Below are 17173 nucleotides of genomic sequence, written 5' to 3'. Positions count from 1 at the left end.
CTACTGGATTTTCCCGCTCGGCCGCTGAGCCCGCGCGTAAACTGTGGATATGTCGACATGGGACGCGAGGCGCCAGGGGGAAGCCGGTCAGCGGAACAAGCCGGCGGACATGGCCATGACGTTCCGGAATCTGTGCCGGTCCTCGCCCTGGAAGTGGCAAAGCCTCCGTTTCGAGTATGTGGACCGCGCCGCGGCGGACTCCCCGAACCTGGACCCCACTGGCACGGACGCCGAAAACCCGGACCCCGACAATACAGTGCAAGCCTGGCTGCGCCGGCCCGGCGCCCTCCGCCTTGAATCCGCGGCCGGCGTGGTACTGCACAGCACCACGGGCATCAACGACTCCAGGGACGGCTTCTACGTCAGCTCCACCAGGAAGACTTGGCTCCTGCCTCCGCAGCTGGTCACCCCCGTGTATGACGACGGCGGACTGGTCCGGCGCCGCCCGGAGGCCGCCTACGGCGAGCCGTGCTTTGGAAACGGCCGCTTTGCCGCGGCTTTGGACCCGGTGGAACTCGCCGGCAATGCCCCCGTACCCATCGAATTCCCTAACACCAACGCCGTGGAGCTCGGCCCCATCACCGCCGTGGACCATCAGGGCCGCCCCGCTCTGGAAGCCGTCGTGACTCCCAATGCCGCCTACCGGCCGACGGACCCCTTGGCGCCGTTGTGCGGACCGGGGCGGAACCTGATCAGGATCGACGTCGGAACCGGAGTCTGCGTCTCAAGCCGCTCGCTGGAGAACGAATCGAGGGGTTCCGGGCACTGGCTCCGGATCCTGGCAGTGGACGAGTACATGCTCGATGACCTGTTCCTGGCCGAATCGATGAACTTGACCGATGTGCGCCGCCACATCACCTGGGACATTTCCCGGGGCGCGTGACTGGCTGCCCGCGGGTCCCCCGGCTAAGCTTCCCTGATGACTGAGCCCGCAACCTTCTGGCCCCCGTTCGCCCTCACCCTGGCGACGCCCCGCCTCACCCTCCGTCCCATCCGGGACGAAGAGATCCCGGCGGCGGTACAGGCGGCCCTGAGCGGCGTCCACGAGCCCGGCCAAAGCCCTTTCAGCCGGCCCTGGGCAGAGTCCCCGGCAGAGGAGCTCGGACCGAACATGGCGCACTGGTACTGGCGCTGCCGGGGCGGAGTGACCCCGGAAGCCTGGACGCTCCTGCTCGGCATCTGGCATGACGGCGGGTTCATCGGCTGCCAGGACATCGAGGCCAGGGACTTCGCGACGCTCAGGACGGTCTCCACCGGCTCCTGGCTCAGGAAGTCCGCGCAGGGCCGGGGCTTCGGCAAGGAGATGCGGGCCGCCGTCGTCAGCTACGCCTTCGACCACCTGGAGGCTGAAGTGGCCGAATCCGAGGCCGCGGCCTGGAATGAAAAGTCCCTGGGAGTATCCCGCGCCCTCGGCTACGAGCTGAACGGCGTCGCCCGGGCCTCCTGGGGCGGGAAGGTGCAGGAAGTGCAAAAGGTCCGGCTCACCCCGGCCACCTTCAAACGCCCCGACTGGTCGCTGAAAGTGGAGGGCCACGAAGCCACGGCAAAGTTCCTCGGACTCTAGCGACGGCGAAGGGCCGCGGCCCGGGACACCCGGCCACGGCCCCTTGCTAAGGCAGTTTGCCTAGATTTCCGCCCCCTCGAGCAGTTCCGTCACCAGGGCCGCGATCGGCGAGCGCTCGGACCGTGTGAGGGTGATGTGCCCGAAGAGCGGGTGTCCCTTGAGGGTTTCGACGACGGCGGCCACGCCGTCGTGCCGGCCGACCCGCAGGTTGTCGCGCTGGGCGACGTCGTGGGTCAGGACGATCTTCGAGTTCTGGCCGATCCGGCTCATCACGGTGAGGAGGACGTTCTTCTCCAGGGACTGCGCCTCGTCGACGATCACGAACGCGTCATGGAGCGAGCGGCCGCGGATGTGGGTCAGCGGCATCACTTCCAGCATGCCGCGGTCCATGACTTCCTCGACGACTTCCTGGCTGACCAGGGCGCCGAGGGTGTCGAAGACGGCCTGCGCCCAGGGGTTCATCTTCTCCGATTCGGAACCGGGCAGGTAGCCGAGCTCCTGGCCGCCCACTGCGTAGAGCGGCCGGAAGACAATGACCTTGCGGTGTTCGCGGCGTTCCAGCACGGCTTCGAGGCCCGCACAAAGAGCCAGCGCGGACTTTCCGGTGCCGGCACGGCCGCCGATCGACACGATGCCCACTGACGGATCCATCAGCATGTCGATGGCCAGCCGCTGTTCCGCGGAACGGCCGTGCAGTCCGAAGACGTCGCGGTCCCCCTTGACCAGCCGGACCTGCTTGTCGGCACCTACACGTCCCAGTGCTGAGCCCCGGTTTGAAAGCAGCACCAGTCCGGTGTTGACGGGCATCTCTGCCGCGGCCGGGATAAAGACGGGCTCGTGGCCATAGAGCGTGGCGACGTCCTCCTCGCTGGCTTCCACCTCCGCCATCCCGGTCCAGCCGGAATCCTTCACCAGTTCGTTGCGGTACTCGTCTGCCAGCAGCCCCATGGCTGAGGCCTTGACGCGCATTGGCAGGTCCTTGGAGACCACAGTGACGTTGCGGCCCTCGTTGGCGAGGTTCTTCGCGACGGCGAGGATGCGGCTGTCGTTGTCCCCGCCGCGGAATCCCATGGGGAGCACTTCTGTGGAGATGTGGTTCATCTCCACCATGAGCGTGCCCCCGTCGTCACCCAGCGGGATCGGGCGGTCGAGACCGCCGTGCTGGACGCGGAGGTCGTCCAGGAGCCGGAGCGCCTTGCGGGCGAAGTATCCCAGTTCGGGGTCGTGCCTCTTGCCCTCAAGTTCCGTGATGACCACGATCGGCACAATGACTTCATGTTCCGCGAACCGCAGCAGGGCGCGGGGGTCCGAGAGCAATACCGAAGTGTCGATGACAAAGCTCCACAGGGTGTCATCTGTCGCGGCACTTTCGCCGGATACAGCAAGACCGGCCGCAGCGTCATAATTGGCTGCACCGGTCTGTGAGGTTGCTCGCTTGGCGCGAGAGGTAGCTTTCTCTCCCTGGTCGGAAATGACGTCGGGCAGTTGTTCAGAAATAGCCACATCGACTCCAGCCCCGGGGCGCACGCCCGGATATCTATAGGTGAGGCGGATCGGCCACGAGGCCGGTTCCGGCCTCCCATACATCCGGTGCGAAAATCCGCTCCATGTACTGGCCTCCCCGATTAGCCGGCAGTGTGCCTGCTAATGAGATCAACGTAATTCCCCGCCTCTTTGTTTCCCAAACTATTTCTCGGCGATTCTTGTTGCGAACATGTGAACTCCGCGTGAACCGGCCGGGAGCGGGCTCTGCCGGGCACGGATGTGCACCGGACGCGGGGCGCGGGCACCGGCGGCAGGAGTCAGGAGCCGAACCGGCGCTGCCGGCCTGCGTAGTCGCGTAATGCGCGCAGGAAGTCCACCTTGCGGAAGGCCGGCCAGAGCGCCTCGCAGAAGTAGAACTCGCTGTAGGCGCTCTGCCACATCAGGAAGCCGGACAGCCGCTGCTCCCCGGAAGTGCGGATCACCAGGTCCGGGTCCGGCTGGCCCCGGGTGTAAAGGAAACGTGAGATGTCGTCCACGCTGAGTTCGTCCGCGAGCTTGCCGATGTCTTTGCCACGGGCAACGGCGTCATGGAGGAGCTCCCTGACGGCGTCCACGATTTCGCGGCGTCCTCCGTAGCCCACGGCGACGTTGACGTGGAGTTTTTCGTGGGCCGGCGTCCGCGCCGTGAGCTTATTGAGACGCTCGGCGAGGTAATCGGGAAGCAACTCCGGAGCTCCCATGGCGTGCACGGAGATGTCTGCGTCCTCGTCCAGCCGGTCAAGTGTGTTGGCGATGATCCCCATCAGCAGGTCCAGCTCCTCACCGGAGCGGCTCATGTTGTCGGTAGAGAGCATGTAGAGCGTGACTACCTTGATGCCGAGTTCCTGGCACCAGCCGAGGAACTCATGGATTTTGTCGGCACCGGCCTGGTGTCCCTGGCTGGTGGGGGCGTTGAACTGTTTGGCCCAGCGGCGGTTGCCGTCCACCATTACGCCGATGTGTTTGGGGATGCGGTCCTTGTCCAGCGAGCGCAGGAGCTTGCGTTCATAGAAGCCATAGAGGATCCCGGGCAACTCCATCCGGAGACTCACCTGACTTCCTTGATGTATGACGGCAGTGCATTCCTAGGCTACCCGCCCACAACGGGGGCGGGGTGCAACAGGCCCTCGCAATTCAGCGCGAGCATTATTACTCACGGGTAACTTACTGGAACGTAGTTTATTCTTGAGCCATGGAAAGCAAATCTCCCCAGCCGGGCGCGGGAGCGGGCCGCGGCCGGAAATCAGGCCCCATGGACGATGCTGCAGTCCGCATCGCGGAGCTGCTGACGATCAAACCTAAATGGCGGGGGTGGATCCATACCGTCACGGCGCCGCTTGCTTTCGCCGCGGGGCTGGTCCTGATCCTGTTGGCACCCACCACCGACCTGAAAATCGCTTCCACCGTCTACGCAGTGACGGGTGTGCTGCTGTTCGGAATCAGCGCCGTGTACCACCGCGGGAACTGGTCCCCCGCCGTCAAGATCGTCCTGAAGCGCCTCGACCACACCAATATCATGCTGGTGATCGCCGGCAGCTACACTCCCTTGGCCTGGGCCCTGCTGGAACGGCCCAAGGCAGTGGTGCTGCTGTGGGTCATCTGGTCCGGCGCCATTCTGGGCGTGCTGTTCCGGCTGCTCTGGACTCATGCGCCGCGCTGGCTGTACGTGCCCATCTATATTGCCCTGGGCTGCGGTTCACTGTTCTACCTGCCGGACTTTTTTGCGGCCAGCATTGCTTCCGCCGTGCTGATCTGCGTGGGCGGCGCCTTGTACATCGCCGGCGCGGTGTTCTACGCGCTCAAAAAGCCGAACTTCAGCTACGAACATTTTGGCTTCCATGAGCTCTTCCACGCTTTCACCGTGTTCGCTTTTGCCGCGCACTTCGTCGCCATCGCCATAGCGGTCCTCAGCAGGCCGGCTTAACGCCAGCTGGCAGAACCCGCGGCAGGCCTTCCCAGTGTGCGCGCGGAGCGGCAATAAGGTCCGGAAGCTCCCTCATCTGCTGGAATACCGTGGTTCGCGGGCCCGCCAGCTTCGCAGCCGGCGTCACTCCCCCGCCAAAGGCGAGGCACTGAAGATCCGTCCTTCAAACTGCTGAAGCAGCCCCGTCTGCCCGAGCGTCCGCCGCCCACCCTGATGGCAATGACTCGGAATCGACCAGGACGCCGTCGCAGGCGAAAATCACCAGTTCAAAGCGGCCCGGGTCCCGCGGAACACCGGACTCCGGATGCGGCAAAGACGTCATCCGGCCAGCGTAGCCAGTCGCTCCAGAAGTTCCGCCACGGAGGCCACCGGGCGTTCGCACACCATCCCGCGGCAGAGGTACACCTGCGGCGAGCCGTCCGGCGCCGCCGTCCTGCCCTCCAGCAGCGGCACGGCAGGTGGGGCGGCACCGGCCGCCGGGACCCCGGCGTCGGACGCAACCGCCACAACCAGGCCAGGGCTGGCGGACATCATGAGGGCGTGGTGGAGTTCCGCCCGCGCGGAACCGGCGGGTCCGACGACGGCGGCCTCCACGGGCCCTGCCAGCGCAGCCTGCGCCGTGGCCAGGAGCCAGCCTGCCGCCCGCGGCGCCCGGGTTGCCAGCGGCGGCAGCAGCGACAAGATGTTGCCGGCCATGACGCGATGGTCGCTGGAACCGGAAAGCGCGGCATGGCCCAGGAGGGCCCCGGCGAACGCGGCCGCGCCGCTTGGCGTGGCATTGTCGAAGGGTTCGAGGCCGGCCCGCTGCCCCTGGGCGTTGAATACCTGGGACGACTCTCCGGCAGTGTCCACGAGTGTTCCGTCCGCGGCGAACCGCCGGCAGGCAGCCTGCAGGATGTCTTCGGCGAGCCGGTACCACCGGTCACTTCCAGTCACTCCGTAAAGGGCCAGGAGCCCGTCCACGCAGAAGGCGTAGTCTTCGAGCAGGCCGCCGATACCCTTGGCACGGCCGCCGTGCGAAACCCGCACCAGGGTGCCGGGTTCCGTGCCCTGGTCCCCGGCGCGAGGCGGCTGCCAGTGGACGCGTTCAAGGTAGGCGGCAGTTCGCTCTGCAGCAGCGACGAGCCCGGGCCGGTCCAGGACGGCCCCTGCTTCAGCGAGCGCGGCGAGGGCCAGCCCGTTCCAGCCGGCCACGACCTTGTCGTCCCTGGCGGGCTGGGGACGCGCCGAACGCGCAGCCAGCAGACGCGGCCGCGCCCGATCCCACAGCTGCTGCCCGGCGTCGTCGGACCGGCCGCCCGGATGCAAGGGGGAAGCCGTCGGGGTCACGGTTCCCTCGGCACGGACATTCATCAGCCGCGCTACTGCAGGTCCGTCGTCCGGTCCCAGGACCTCCACCAGCTCCTCCGGTGTCCAGAGGTAGCTGGCGCCCTCGAGGTGCCGGCCGTCCACCACGGTGTCCGCGTCCAGCGAGGACGCGAAGGCCTCGACCTGCTCCGCTTTGGAACCCTGGTCCGGCCCCAGCCCCTCGTCCGGCCCCTCGTCCGGCTCCGCCGCGTAACCGGCAAGGCCCAACGAGGCGATCATCCAGTCCGCCGTGCGGGACGCGACGTCCGCCGCTTCCCCGGCGGTATATACGGCATCGCCCCCGAGTCGGACCCAGTGGACATAGGCGCGCAGCAGCTGGGCGTTGTCGTAGAGCATCTTTTCAAAGTGCGGAACGGACCAGTCGCGCGTCACGGAATACCGTGCAAATCCGCCGTCCAGCTGGTCGAACAGCGCGGACCGGGCCATCGCTGCCAGCGTCCTGCCCGCCATGTCCTTTGCCGCGTCGGCGGTTTCCGACGCAACTGCGGCGTGCCGGATCAGGAATTCCAATAGGGGCGACGGCGGGAATTTCGGCGCGGTGCCGAACCCGCCGTCGATCTGGTCTTCGGAGCGGGCCAGGACGCGGACCGCCCCGGAGAGCAGTGCGGCGTCCACCGGGTCCGGCACCCCGGCCAGCCGGACAGCGGCGGCAAGCTGAGTTTCGGCCATCCCGCGGGCCAAGGTCTCGGCGTTGTGTTCGACGGCCTCGCGCCGTTCCAGCCACGCTTCGCGGACCGCCTCGAGAACCTGGCGGAACGAGGGCCGGCCGGGCATGGGCCGTGGCGGGAAGTATGTTCCGGCATGGAAGGCGCGGCCGTCCGGCATAAGGAAGACCGACATCGGCCAGCCGCCCTCGCCGCTGATCGCCTGGGTCGCGGCCATGTAGACGGCGTCCACGTCCGGGCGCTCTTCCCTGTCCACCTTGATGGCCACGAAATTGGCATTCAGGAAGTCCGCGGTTTCCTGGTCTTCGAACGATTCGTGTGCCATCACGTGGCACCAGTGGCAGGCGGCGTAGCCGATAGACAGGAACACGGGGACGTCGCGCTCAGCTGCGAAACCGAACGCTTCATCGCCGAACGGCCGCCAGTGCACGGGGTTGTCCGCGTGCTGCCTCAAGTAAGCCGATGGTTCGCCAGCCAGGGAGTTGGCTGCACCCGGCCAGGCTGCGCCGGGCCGGGATCCGACAGGGCCGCCGTTAGCGCTGTCCGCGGCCTTCATCACCGTTGTGTTCCGTTCGGAGATCGGCGCCGCCCTGGCGTCCGCCGCCGGTGCCCGGCCCATGCGTGCCGGAATCCTCTGCATCCGGAGCCTGCGCAACCGGAGTGCCGGTTCCAGGCATGTCCTGGCTTCCGCCAGCAAGTGCGGCCAGACGCTCCTCCTCCACCTGGGCCCGGTAGCGGACCCGGCGGATGCGCCGCACCATGTCCACGATCAGCAGCGTGGTGGCCAGCACGAAGAACGCGGTCATGATGAAGCCCCACATACCCGGAGTCACCTGGTCTTCGGAGAGGCCCGGGCGCAGGGAGGGCGTGGGGCTGGGCGCCGGGGCCGTCGCGAGGGCAATGAGCAAGTGATGCACGGTTAAACCTTCTGTGGAACGTTTTGAGGGCCCTGACTTCTACAAGACATAGAAATGAGCCTGGTTCTATCTTAGCCCGGCGAAGAGATCCTTTTCCGGCAACTCCACCGGCACCCGCGACTGGATCAGGCTGTAGTCTTCCCAGGGCCAGGCGCGGCGCTGCATGTCCGGAGACACCGCGAAGAAGAAGCCCAGCGGATCCACCTGGGTGCGGTGGGCGCGGAGCGCGTCGTCCCTGGCTTCGAAATAGTCCCCGCACTCAATCTGGGTGGTGGTGGGGTGGGTCGGGGGCGGCGGTGTATGGCCTTCGGCATCAGCTTCGAGCCAGGCTGCCAGCCGTTCGGCGTAGGGCGACTGCAGGCCCGCCTCTTCAAGGGCAAAGTGCAGTGCGCGGAACCGGTCAGGGCTGAAGGCACGGTCGTAGTACAGCTTGCCGGGCGCCCAGGGTTCGCCGGCCCCCTGGTACCGTTCCGGATCGCCCGCGGCTTCGAAGGCCTCCACGGCCACCCGGTGGGCCATGATGTGGTCCGGGTGCGGATAGCCACCGTTCTCGTCGTAGCTCACGATCACGTGGGGCTTGAAGTCGCGCACCAGCCGGACCAGCGGAGCCGCGGCCACCTCCAGCGGCTGGAGGGCGAAGGAGCCCGGCGGCAGCGGCGGCAACGGGTCCCCTTCAGGCAGTCCTGAGTCCACGAAGCCCAGCCAGCGCTGGCGGATTCCCAGCACCTTGGCGGCATTGTCCATTTCGAGCCGCCGGGCGCCGGCCATGTCGCGCTTGGGGTGTGGCTCGTGCTCCATGGCAGGGTTCTGGATGTCGCCCCGCGACCCGTCGGTGCAAGTGGCCACCATGACGTCAACACCGGCCGCTGCGTACATCGCCATGGTGGCTGCGCCCTTGCTCGACTCGTCGTCAGGGTGAGCGTGGACTGCCAGCAGGCGGAGCGGTTTTGACTGGCTTGCAGACGCTGTCATCTGAAACGGCTCACTTTCTTCGAATTTTGGCGTTGCGGGTTCACGGCGGCAGGGACGCGGAAATATCCCGTTCGGATCCACACTAAACTGGAACGGTGACTTCCGAGGATCAGCCGGCTACTTCGGCGCCGGCAACTACCACCCTAGCCAATCGTTACGGGGGCCAAAAGCGTGTCCTCTCGAGTAAGGCCAAGCGCAACATCGGAATCGCTGCGCTGGTCGCCGGGATCGGCTTCATGGCGTGGATCTCCACCTCCCTGAACACCGAGACAGTGTCATTCAAGGACATCGGCTACAGCACCACGGACGCCACGCAGGCGGAGATCGATTTCCAGGTCACCAAGGAGCCCGGAACCGCCGCCAAATGCGCGGTCAAAGCGCTGGATGCCAAGTTCGCGGTGGTCGGCTGGAAAGTGGTTGATATCGGGCCGAACCCTGCGGACGCCACCGCTGACGGCGGACGCACCACGGTGCACCGCGCGGTGGTTCGCACGGAGTCGTTGTCCGTTTCCGGCGTGGTGGACAGCTGCTGGATCCCCGACGGAAACAAGTAGCTGGCCGTAGTTTTGCCGGCGATTTCGCCTTCGGCCTGTGACCCACGCCGCAGGCCTTCTTTGGTTTGTCCAGCGCATTGACTACAATGGATCAATACCTTCTACCCCGCTGAGCTGGTTGCTGAGTTCCATGAGTGGCCACCGTGGCGGGGTTTTACTTGTTTGACCACAAACTTGTTTGACCACGAAAAAGGAGAAGTCCGTGTCTACCACCAACAGCGCAACTGCAGCTTGGCTTACCCAGGAAGCTTTTGACCGCCTGAAGGCAGAGCTGGACCACCTCTCCGGCGCCGGCCGGGCGGAAATCGTCCAGAAAATCGAAGCTGCCCGCCAGGAAGGCGACCTCAAGGAAAACGGCGGTTACCACGCCGCCAAGGAGGAGCAGGGCAAGATCGAGGCCCGCATCCGCCAGCTCACCGTACTGCTCCGGGACGCCCACGTGGGCGAGTCCCCGGCCGACGACGGAATTGTGGAGCCCGGAATGATCGTTGTCGCCAGGATCGCCGGAGACGAGGAGACCTTCCTGCTCGGATCCCGCGAGATCGCCGGCGATTCGGACCTTGACGTCTTCAGCGAAAAGTCCCCGCTTGGCTCTGCGATTGTCGGCCACAAGGAGGGCGACAAGCTCAGCTACACCGCCCCGAACGGCAAGGACATCACGGTGGAGATCCTCTCCGCCAAGCCGTACGCAGGCTAGGAGCGCAGCTCCGGGACCACTGCAAAGCATTTACGCACGACGCCGGCCCTCCCCTTCCGCGGCGACGGCCGGCGTCGTGCGTTAAGGCTTAATTCCTGGGGGCCCGGTCTTCCGCGACCTGGCGTTCCTGCGGAAGCCGCCGGGGCCTCAGCAGCATGGCGGCGGCGACGCCGCCCAGCGCTCCGCCCAGGTGCGCCTGCCAGGAAACGAACCCTGCCACGCCGGGAAGGATGCCGAACAGGATTCCGCCGTAGCTGAGGAACAGGAGTACTGACAGCGCTATCTGCCACCAGCTGCTGTTGAAGAAGCCCCGGACCAGCAGGAAGGCAAACAGGCCAAACACCAGGCCCGACGCGCCCACCGTGATCCCCCAGCCGCCGATCAGCCACACGACCAGGCCCGAACCGAGCCAGCTGAAGGCCACCGCGGTGACGAAGACCCGGAGCCCGGACATAAAAACGAGGAAGCCGAAGATGATCAGCGGCAGCGCGTTGGAGACAACGTGGCCCAGATTGGCGTGGAACAGCGGGAACGTGAGGATGTCCAGCAGTCCGTCGGCGCTGCGCGGACGTAGCCCGAACGTCCGGTTCAATGCATGGAACGTTGCCGCGTTGACGAACTCGATCACAAACAGGAGGACTACGAACAGTCCTGTGATCAACAGTCCGCCCTGGGCGCGTGCGGCAGCGGTGTGCCTCACTTGCGGCCGGCCCCCCTGAGCATCCAGCACCATGGTCCCTAGTGGACCACGATCGGCTGGAAGCCTTCGGCACGGAGCGCACCCAGGACCTGCTCGCAGTGCTCATGGCCCTTGGTCTCCAGGTTGACGGTGATGGAAACGTCTCCCATGCTGATGGAACCGCCCACGCGGGTGTGGTCCAGGCCGGTCACGTTGGCATCGTTCTCTGCGATGATCCGGGCGATCGTGGCCAGCGAGCCGGGCCGGTCATCCAGCATCATGCGTACCGTCATGTAGCGGCCGGCGGCCGAGAGGCCCCGCTGGATCACCTTGAGCATCAGCATCGGGTCGATGTTGCCGCCGGAGAGGATCACGGCCGTGGTGCCGGGATTTTCGATCTTGCCGTCCATCAGGGCGGCGACGCCCACGGCGCCAGCCGGCTCCACCACCATCTTGGCGCGTTCCAGCAGGAAGATCAGCGCCCGGGCCAGGGAGTCCTCGCTGACCGTGACGACGTCGTCCACGAGTTCACGGATGATGCTGAACGGCAGCTGGCCCGGTCGGCCCACGGCAATGCCGTCGGCCATGGTGGAGACCTTCTTCAACGGCACCAGGGCGTCTGCGGCGAGCGACGGCGGGTACGCCGCGGCGTTTTCGGCCTGGACGCCGATGATCCGGATCTCCCGGCCCAGCTCCCTGGCCCTGGCCTTCACGGCCACCGCCACGCCGGCCAGCAGCCCTCCGCCGCCTACTCCCATCAGGATGGTGTCCACATTGGGAATCTGTTCCAGGATTTCCAGTCCCACCGTGCCCTGCCCGGCAACAACGTCAACGTTGTCGAACGGGTGGACAAAGACGGCACCGGTCTCATCGGCGTAGCGCTGCGCTTCGGCGAGTGCCTCGTCCACGTTGTGCCCGTGGAGGACCACTTCGGCGCCGTGGCTGCGGGTTGCGGCAAGCTTGGGCAGAGCCACGCCCACCGGCATGTAGATGCGCGCCTTGATGCCCAGGCTCTTGGCTGCAACTGCCACGCCCTGGGCGTGGTTTCCGGCCGACGCCGCCACCACGCCGCGCTTTTTCTCTTCGGGGGAAAGCTTCGCCATGCGGACGTACGCGCCGCGGACCTTGAAGGAACCCGCCCGCTGGAGGTTCTCGCACTTGAAGAACACCTCGCCGCCCACCATGCTGCCCAAGGCCCGGGACGATTCCACCGGGGTCCGCGTAATAATGCCCTCAAGCAGCTTCTGCGCCTCAAGGACATTGTCCAACGTGACGGGCAGGCTATTGAGGGTTTTCACGAACTAGTCTCCTTTGGGGAATTCGGCTGGGGCGTCCGGGCCGGCATTTCCGGCGGGATTTCCCGTTGGCTGTGCGGCGCCCTTGCCGCGGCCCGGGTTTGCACCGGGAAGGTAGACATCCTTGAAGGTGTTGTCCTGGCTGGATCCGGAGTCCCCGGTTACACCCGGGCCATCCGCCACCAGCACTCTTTCATGTTCCCACGTTCTGGCAGCAATATATCGAATCGCCGAGTTTGCTACGGCGAGGATGGGCACCGAGAAGAGAGCGCCCGGGATGCCGGCGAGGTAGGAACCGGCCGCCACGGACAGGATAACGGCCACCGGGTGCAGGGCCACCGCCTTGCCCATCACGAGCGGCTGCAGGATGTGGCTTTCCAGTTGCTGGACGAGCAGAACGATCCCGAGCATGACCAGCGCATTGACCCACCCGTTGGCCACGAGGGCAAGGAGGACAGCCACGGCTCCGGTGACCAGGGCGCCCACAATCGGGATGAAGGAACCGATGAAGACCAGCACGCCCAGCGGAAGCGCCAGCGGGACGCCGATGATGGCTGCGCCCACGCCGATACCAACGGCATCCACGAAAGCCACGAACATCTGGATGCGGGCGTAGCTGACCATGGACGCCCAGCCCTTGCGGCCTGCTCCGAAAGTGGCGGCGCGGGCCTTCCGTGGCAGCAGCCGGACCAGGAAAGCCCAGATCCGGTCGCCTTCGAGGAGGAAGAAGATCAGGACGAACAAGGCCAGGATGAGTCCCGCGGCAAAATGTCCTGCGGTGCTGCCGAAGGACAAGGCGCCGCTGAGGATGCTGCTGCTGTTGTTCTGCAGGGCAGCGGTTGCCTCCTGCAGATACTGGTCCATCTGCGCCGCTGTCAGGTGGAGCGGTCCGTCCGCCAGCCAGCCCTGGATCTGCTGGATCCCTGTCAGCGCCTCGCTCCACAGCTCGCTGAATCCGGCGACAAGCTGCCGTCCCACGAGCGCCAGGGAACCTCCGATGAGTCCGAGGAAGCCCAGCACGGTGATGGCCACGGCGCCTCCGTTGGGGACGCGGCGTGCCTTGAGCCAGCGGGTCACCGGACTCAGCAGCCCTGCCAGCAGCGCTGCCACCATCACGGGGATGATCAGGAAGCTGATCTTGCTCAGCATCCAGATCAGTGCGGCAACGACCAGCAGGATGAGCCCGAGCCGCCAGGCCCACGACGCGGCGATCCGCACACCGTAGGGAATGTCCTGGTCCAGTTCACGGTCGGTCACCACGCGCAGCGGGGCCGAAGGCGCGGGGCCCGCAGGTGCAGGGCCGTCGTGGGCTGCGGGCAAGGCCGCGCCAATGTTGGCATCCGGTCTCTGGTTTGGTACGGAGTCCTCAGCTGGCGTCATAGCCTAATACTTCCCCAGCAGCGCCTCGATGGGAAACCGCCACGTCGACCCCGGCTGCCATTGGCACTGTTGTCCCGGCAGGGCACTACACCGCCGGCGTGGGGGCTGAAAAGCAGGCGGCTACAGGGAGGCGCTGATGCCCCAGGTCATGGTGAACGACTCCCCTGCCGGCAGCCAGCGCAGCCCGTCGCCGCTGTTGAACGCATTTGCCGGGCCGGTCATGGGTTCAATGGCAACAGCTTTGGCCCTGCCGGGGTACTGATCGGTGACAAAGACGTGGACGTAGCTGCAGTTTTCGTCCTGCCAGAGGCTTACGCTGCGGCCGTCAGATGCCTTCAGCGTTTGGCGTGCCACGCCGCCGTCGAACGTAAGGTCTGTATAGGCGACGTCGATATCCAGTTCGGACACCGTCCGGCCGCCTCGCAGGTCCGTAGCGCCGTCGACCTGTTCCGAGCTGCGGGGTATGAGACGCTCATCTGCCACGAGCCGGCTACCGGTGCCTACCGTGAGGACCAGGTCCGAGGCGGGCACGTCACCCAGCCTGAGGTAGGGGTGGGCTCCGAGGACGAAGGGGGCGGGTGCCTGGGAATCGTTGAGCAGCGTCTGGCGTACTACGAGCCCCAGGTCCTCGGCCAGGAGGTACTGGACCCGGTGCCGCACAAGGAAGGGGTATCCGTGCTGCGGGAAGACCGGAGCCTCGAGGGTGACCGAGAACTCTGCTTCGTCCACGAGCTCGTAGGCGGCGTTCCGCAACAGGCCGTGGCTGGCGTTGTTGCGCGAAACTTCGGTGATGTCCAGTTGCTGTTTCTTGCCGTTCAGGTACCAGACGCCGTCTTCCACCCGGTTGGCCCAGGGCGCCAGCGTGATTCCGGTGGCGCCCGGCGGGATGTCCCCGTCTCCGTACGTCTCCGTCAGCTGGACACCACCCCTGGAATAGAGCCGGAGGCCCGCGGCCAGCTCCGTGACCACGGCAAGGGCATCGCCGCGGCGGAGCTCGTACTGCCTGCCCGAGGCGTAGCGGCGCGGCACCCCCTCGCTGGCGCCTGACGCGGCGGTGTCGCTGTGCTGGGGGTGGCGTGAGCTCGGATTCATGGGCACAACGGTACCTCCTCCGTTTGCCCCCACTCCTCCGCCGGGACCTCACAACCGGCCGTTGTTAACTTTTGTTCGAAACTATTTCTTTTTGATCGTTTTGTGGGAGAATTGAAGTGCCTGCTGTTCCGCCTCTCGAGGGCGTGACTCCGATGGCCGCCGCTCGTAAAGGACAAGACGCATGACTCACATCACCAGCACCAACCTTGCCGATGGCCGGGAGCTGCTCTATTTCGATGACGCTACGGCAGGGGCCCCCGGGAGCGGAAACACCCGCCGGCCGGAGGAGACTCCGGACCGCCGCGAACTGCCGGCCCGGAGCGAGCCGGGCGAAGTCAGGTTCGACGCCCTCACCGGCGAGTGGGTGGCCGTGGCTGCCCACCGCCAGAGCCGCACCCACCTTCCCCCGGCGGATCAGTGCCCCATCTGCCCGACGACCCCGGCCAACCCCTCGGAGATTCCGGCACCGGACTACGACGTGGTCGTTTTCGAGAACCGCTTCCCCTCGCTCGGGCCCGCCCTCGGGCCGGTTCCCGCCGACGCCGGCTGGGGAACCACCGGCACGGCGTTCGGCCGGTGCGAGGTGGTGTCCTTCACCCCGGAGCACACCGGTTCCTTCAGCGGGCTGAGCGAAGTCCGGGCACGTACCGTCGTCGAGGCCTGGGCACACCGCACCGGGGCCCTCAACGCGCTTCCGGGCATCCGGCAGGTCTTTCCGTTCGAGAACCGCGGCGCGGACATCGGCGTCACGCTTCACCACCCGCATGGCCAGATCTACGCATACCCCTACGTCACGCCCCGCGCCGCGGCGATGGGCGCCGCGGCAAGGAAGTTCTACGACGACGCCGACGGCCGCCAGACGCTGACCGGCTCGCTGTTGCGGTCTGAACGTGAAGACGGCAGCCGAATGGTCCTCGAAGGCGAGAACTTCAGCGCCTACGTCCCGTTCGCGGCCCGCTGGCCGCTGGAAGTGCACCTGGTCCCGCACCGCCAGGTACCGGACCTCGCGGCGCTCAGCGGCGAGGAGAAAGACGAGCTGGCGCACGTGTACCTGGACCTGCTCAAGCGTCTCGATGCGCTCTATCCGACGCCGACCCCCTATATTTCGGCCTGGCACCAGGCCCCGCTCGACGACCTGCTCCGCCCGGCCGGCTACCTCCACCTCCAGCTGACCTCCCCGCGGAGGGCCGACGATAAGCTCAAGTACCTGGCCGGTTCCGAAGCGGCCATGGGTGCTTTCATTAACGACACCACCCCGGAACTCGTGGCGGAGCGGCTGCGCACCGTTACGGTTCCGGCATCAGTCCCCAAGCCACTCCCGGAAGGCGCACACGCATGACCGCCCCAACAGGCAGCAACACTCCTGGCAACAGCAACCCCCGCGACAGCAAGCTGGGAAACAAGGACCTCGAAGCGCGGTTCCGGGACGCCTTCGGTTCCGTCCCCGACGGCGTCTGGCAGGCGCCGGGCCGCGTGAACCTGATTGGCGAGCACACCGACTACAACGACGGCTTCGTGCTCCCGTTCGCTATCGACCGGACAGCCCGGGTGGCTGTCCGGGTGCGCCCCGACTCCACGCTCCGGCTGCTGTCCACCTACGGAGACCAGGGCATGACCACGGCGGACACCTCGTCACTGGACGGCTCGCGCGCCAAGGGCTGGACCAAGTATCCGCTCGGCGTCATCTGGGCGCTCCAGGAGCGCGGGGTCGCGGTGCCCGGCCTTGACCTGCTGCTGGACTCCAACGTTCCCCTCGGCGCCGGACTCTCCTCGTCCCACGCCATTGAGTGCGCCGTCATCTCCGCCCTCAACGAGCTGACCGGCGCAGGGCTTACAGCCGAGGAAATGGTCCTGGCCACCCAGCGCGCCGAGAATGACTTTGTCGGAGCGCCCACGGGCATCATGGACCAGTCCGCCTCGCTGCGCGGCGCGAGGGGCCATGCCGTCTTTTTGGACTGCCGGGACCAGAGTGCCCGCCTGGTGCCGTTCGAGACGGAGCCGGCAGGCCTGGTGCTGCTGGTGATCGACACCAAGGTTTCCCACTCCCACGCCGACGGCGGCTACGCGTCGCGCCGCGCCTCGTGCGAGCTCGGGGCCGAAGTGCTGGGCGTCAAAGCGCTGCGGGACGTCGGGGTGAAGGACCTGGACGAAGCCAGCGGTCTCCTGGATGAGGTCACGTTCCGCCGGGTCCGGCACGTCGTCACCGAGAACGACCGCGTCCTGCAGACCGTGGAACTCCTCGGCTCAGCCGGACCGGGCGCCATCGGGCCACTCCTCGATGCCAGTCACCTCTCCATGCGTGACGACTTCGAGATTTCGTGCCCCGAACTGGACCTTGCCGTCGACACCTCCCGGGCCAGCGGAGCCATCGGCGCCCGCATGACAGGCGGCGGTTTTGGCGGCGCAGCTATCGCCCTCACACCGGTGGCCGCCGAGCAGCAGGTACGCACCGCCGTCGAGCAGGCTTTCTCCCGCGCGGGGTTCAGGAAGCCGGACATCTTCACGGTTACCCCTGCGGCCGGGGCGATGCGGGTCGTATAGC

Annotated in this window: 16 protein-coding genes; 7 read left to right on the top strand and 9 right to left on the bottom strand. The window is 66.6% G+C overall.

The window, feature by feature from the left end; translation table 11 throughout:
* Positions 1-49: 49 nt before the first annotated feature.
* Positions 50-883 carry a hypothetical protein gene (locus ARTH_RS05965; RefSeq protein WP_011691037.1) on the top strand — a complete coding sequence of 278 codons (834 nt, stop codon included), beginning with the start codon at positions 50-52 and terminating at the stop codon, positions 881-883.
* Between the two features lie 36 nt (positions 884-919).
* The gene (locus tag ARTH_RS05960; RefSeq protein WP_011691036.1) at positions 920-1564 is read left to right on the top strand and encodes a GNAT family N-acetyltransferase; all 645 of its coding nucleotides are present in this window, start codon (positions 920-922) and stop codon (positions 1562-1564) included.
* A gap of 60 nt (positions 1565-1624) precedes the next feature.
* Here ARTH_RS05960 and ARTH_RS05955 read toward each other — a convergent pair whose 3' ends face one another.
* Complete coding sequence (locus tag ARTH_RS05955; RefSeq protein ID WP_011691035.1) at positions 1625-3067, bottom strand: PhoH family protein; 1443 nt, start codon at positions 3065-3067, stop codon at positions 1625-1627.
* Between the two features lie 299 nt (positions 3068-3366).
* Entirely contained in the window at positions 3367-4128 is a 762-nt protein-coding gene (locus ARTH_RS05950; protein WP_011691034.1) for an isoprenyl transferase, read from the bottom strand.
* A gap of 212 nt (positions 4129-4340) precedes the next feature.
* Between ARTH_RS05950 and trhA the strand changes: the two genes are divergently transcribed.
* Positions 4341-5012 (top strand): PAQR family membrane homeostasis protein TrhA, encoded by a 672-nt coding sequence (trhA, locus tag ARTH_RS05945; protein WP_198011573.1) that lies wholly within the window; start codon positions 4341-4343, stop codon positions 5010-5012.
* A 318-nt stretch (positions 5013-5330) separates the two neighbouring features.
* Here the strand turns inward: trhA and ARTH_RS05940 are convergent, their stop codons facing one another.
* The 3 genes from ARTH_RS05940 to mca all read right to left on the bottom strand — a co-directional run bounded on the left by ARTH_RS05940 (position 5331) and on the right by mca (position 8934).
* Positions 5331-7601, bottom strand: a complete 2271-nt coding sequence (locus ARTH_RS05940; protein WP_011691032.1) for a thioredoxin domain-containing protein — start codon at positions 7599-7601, stop codon at positions 5331-5333.
* On the bottom strand, positions 7579-7962 hold the full coding sequence (locus tag ARTH_RS05935; protein WP_011691031.1) for a hypothetical protein: 384 nt from the start codon (positions 7960-7962) through the stop codon (positions 7579-7581). Before ARTH_RS05935 ends, ARTH_RS05940 begins: the two co-directional genes overlap by 23 nt.
* Before the next feature lie 66 nt (positions 7963-8028).
* Positions 8029-8934 carry a mycothiol conjugate amidase Mca gene (mca, locus tag ARTH_RS05930; protein ID WP_011691030.1) on the bottom strand — a complete coding sequence of 302 codons (906 nt, stop codon included), beginning with the start codon at positions 8932-8934 and terminating at the stop codon, positions 8029-8031.
* A gap of 95 nt (positions 8935-9029) precedes the next feature.
* On the opposite strand from mca, the gene ARTH_RS05925 reads away from it, so the two are divergent.
* Both ARTH_RS05925 and greA read left to right on the top strand, forming a co-directional pair.
* On the top strand, positions 9030-9488 hold the full coding sequence (locus tag ARTH_RS05925; protein WP_011691029.1) for a DUF4307 domain-containing protein: 459 nt from the start codon (positions 9030-9032) through the stop codon (positions 9486-9488).
* A 202-nt stretch (positions 9489-9690) separates the two neighbouring features.
* Positions 9691-10185: a transcription elongation factor GreA gene (greA, locus tag ARTH_RS05920; RefSeq protein WP_011691028.1), complete on the top strand. Its 495-nt coding sequence runs from the start codon at positions 9691-9693 to the stop codon at positions 10183-10185.
* Positions 10186-10273: 88 nt separating this feature from the next.
* Here greA and ARTH_RS05915 read toward each other — a convergent pair whose 3' ends face one another.
* The 4 genes from ARTH_RS05915 to ARTH_RS05900 form a co-directional block, all read right to left on the bottom strand.
* The gene (locus ARTH_RS05915) at positions 10274-10918 is read right to left on the bottom strand and encodes a rhomboid family intramembrane serine protease (RefSeq protein ID WP_043429523.1); all 645 of its coding nucleotides are present in this window, start codon (positions 10916-10918) and stop codon (positions 10274-10276) included.
* 5 nt (positions 10919-10923) lie between these two features.
* The gene (gene ilvA, locus ARTH_RS05910) at positions 10924-12162 is read right to left on the bottom strand and encodes a threonine ammonia-lyase (RefSeq protein WP_011691026.1); all 1239 of its coding nucleotides are present in this window, start codon (positions 12160-12162) and stop codon (positions 10924-10926) included.
* 3 nt (positions 12163-12165) lie between these two features.
* Entirely contained in the window at positions 12166-13539 is a 1374-nt protein-coding gene (locus ARTH_RS05905) for an AI-2E family transporter (protein ID WP_011691025.1), read from the bottom strand.
* A 120-nt stretch (positions 13540-13659) separates the two neighbouring features.
* A complete protein-coding gene (locus tag ARTH_RS05900; RefSeq protein WP_011691024.1) occupies positions 13660-14631 on the bottom strand; it encodes an aldose 1-epimerase family protein in 972 nt (323 codons plus the stop codon).
* A gap of 181 nt (positions 14632-14812) precedes the next feature.
* On the opposite strand from ARTH_RS05900, the gene galT reads away from it, so the two are divergent.
* Both galT and galK read left to right on the top strand, forming a co-directional pair.
* Complete coding sequence (gene galT, locus ARTH_RS05895; RefSeq protein WP_011691023.1) at positions 14813-15970, top strand: galactose-1-phosphate uridylyltransferase; 1158 nt, start codon at positions 14813-14815, stop codon at positions 15968-15970.
* Positions 15967-17172 (top strand): galactokinase, encoded by a 1206-nt coding sequence (galK, locus tag ARTH_RS05890; RefSeq protein ID WP_011691022.1) that lies wholly within the window; start codon positions 15967-15969, stop codon positions 17170-17172. The genes galT and galK overlap by 4 nt, the downstream gene beginning before the upstream one ends.
* Position 17173 lies beyond the last annotated feature (1 nt).

Source organism: Arthrobacter sp. FB24 (assembly GCF_000196235.1).
In the GTDB taxonomy this organism is placed as follows: domain Bacteria; phylum Actinomycetota; class Actinomycetes; order Actinomycetales; family Micrococcaceae; genus Arthrobacter.
Note: the sequence above shows the minus strand (reverse complement) of the source record. Positions and strands in the feature narration are given on the sequence as shown.

Bases quoted from the DNA above. Each gene is read 5' to 3' on its own strand.
- ARTH_RS05965 (WP_011691037.1), top strand. From the start codon at position 50: ATGTCGACATGGGACGCGAGGCGCCAGGGGGAAGCCGGTCAGCGGAAC.
- ARTH_RS05960 (WP_011691036.1), top strand. From the start codon at position 920: ATGACTGAGCCCGCAACCTTCTGGCCCCCGTTCGCCCTCACCCTGGCG.
- ARTH_RS05950 (WP_011691034.1), bottom strand. From the start codon at position 4,128: ATGGAGTTGCCCGGGATCCTCTATGGCTTCTATGAACGCAAGCTCCTG.
- trhA (WP_198011573.1), top strand. From the start codon at position 4,341: ATGGACGATGCTGCAGTCCGCATCGCGGAGCTGCTGACGATCAAACCT.
- ARTH_RS05940 (WP_011691032.1), bottom strand. From the start codon at position 7,601: ATGAAGGCCGCGGACAGCGCTAACGGCGGCCCTGTCGGATCCCGGCCC.
- mca (WP_011691030.1), bottom strand. From the start codon at position 8,934: ATGACAGCGTCTGCAAGCCAGTCAAAACCGCTCCGCCTGCTGGCAGTC.
- ARTH_RS05915 (WP_043429523.1), bottom strand. From the start codon at position 10,918: ATGGTGCTGGATGCTCAGGGGGGCCGGCCGCAAGTGAGGCACACCGCT.
- ARTH_RS05905 (WP_011691025.1), bottom strand. From the start codon at position 13,539: ATGACGCCAGCTGAGGACTCCGTACCAAACCAGAGACCGGATGCCAAC.
- ARTH_RS05900 (WP_011691024.1), bottom strand. From the start codon at position 14,631: ATGAATCCGAGCTCACGCCACCCCCAGCACAGCGACACCGCCGCGTCA.
- galT (WP_011691023.1), top strand. From the start codon at position 14,813: ATGACTCACATCACCAGCACCAACCTTGCCGATGGCCGGGAGCTGCTC.
- galK (WP_011691022.1), top strand. From the start codon at position 15,967: ATGACCGCCCCAACAGGCAGCAACACTCCTGGCAACAGCAACCCCCGC.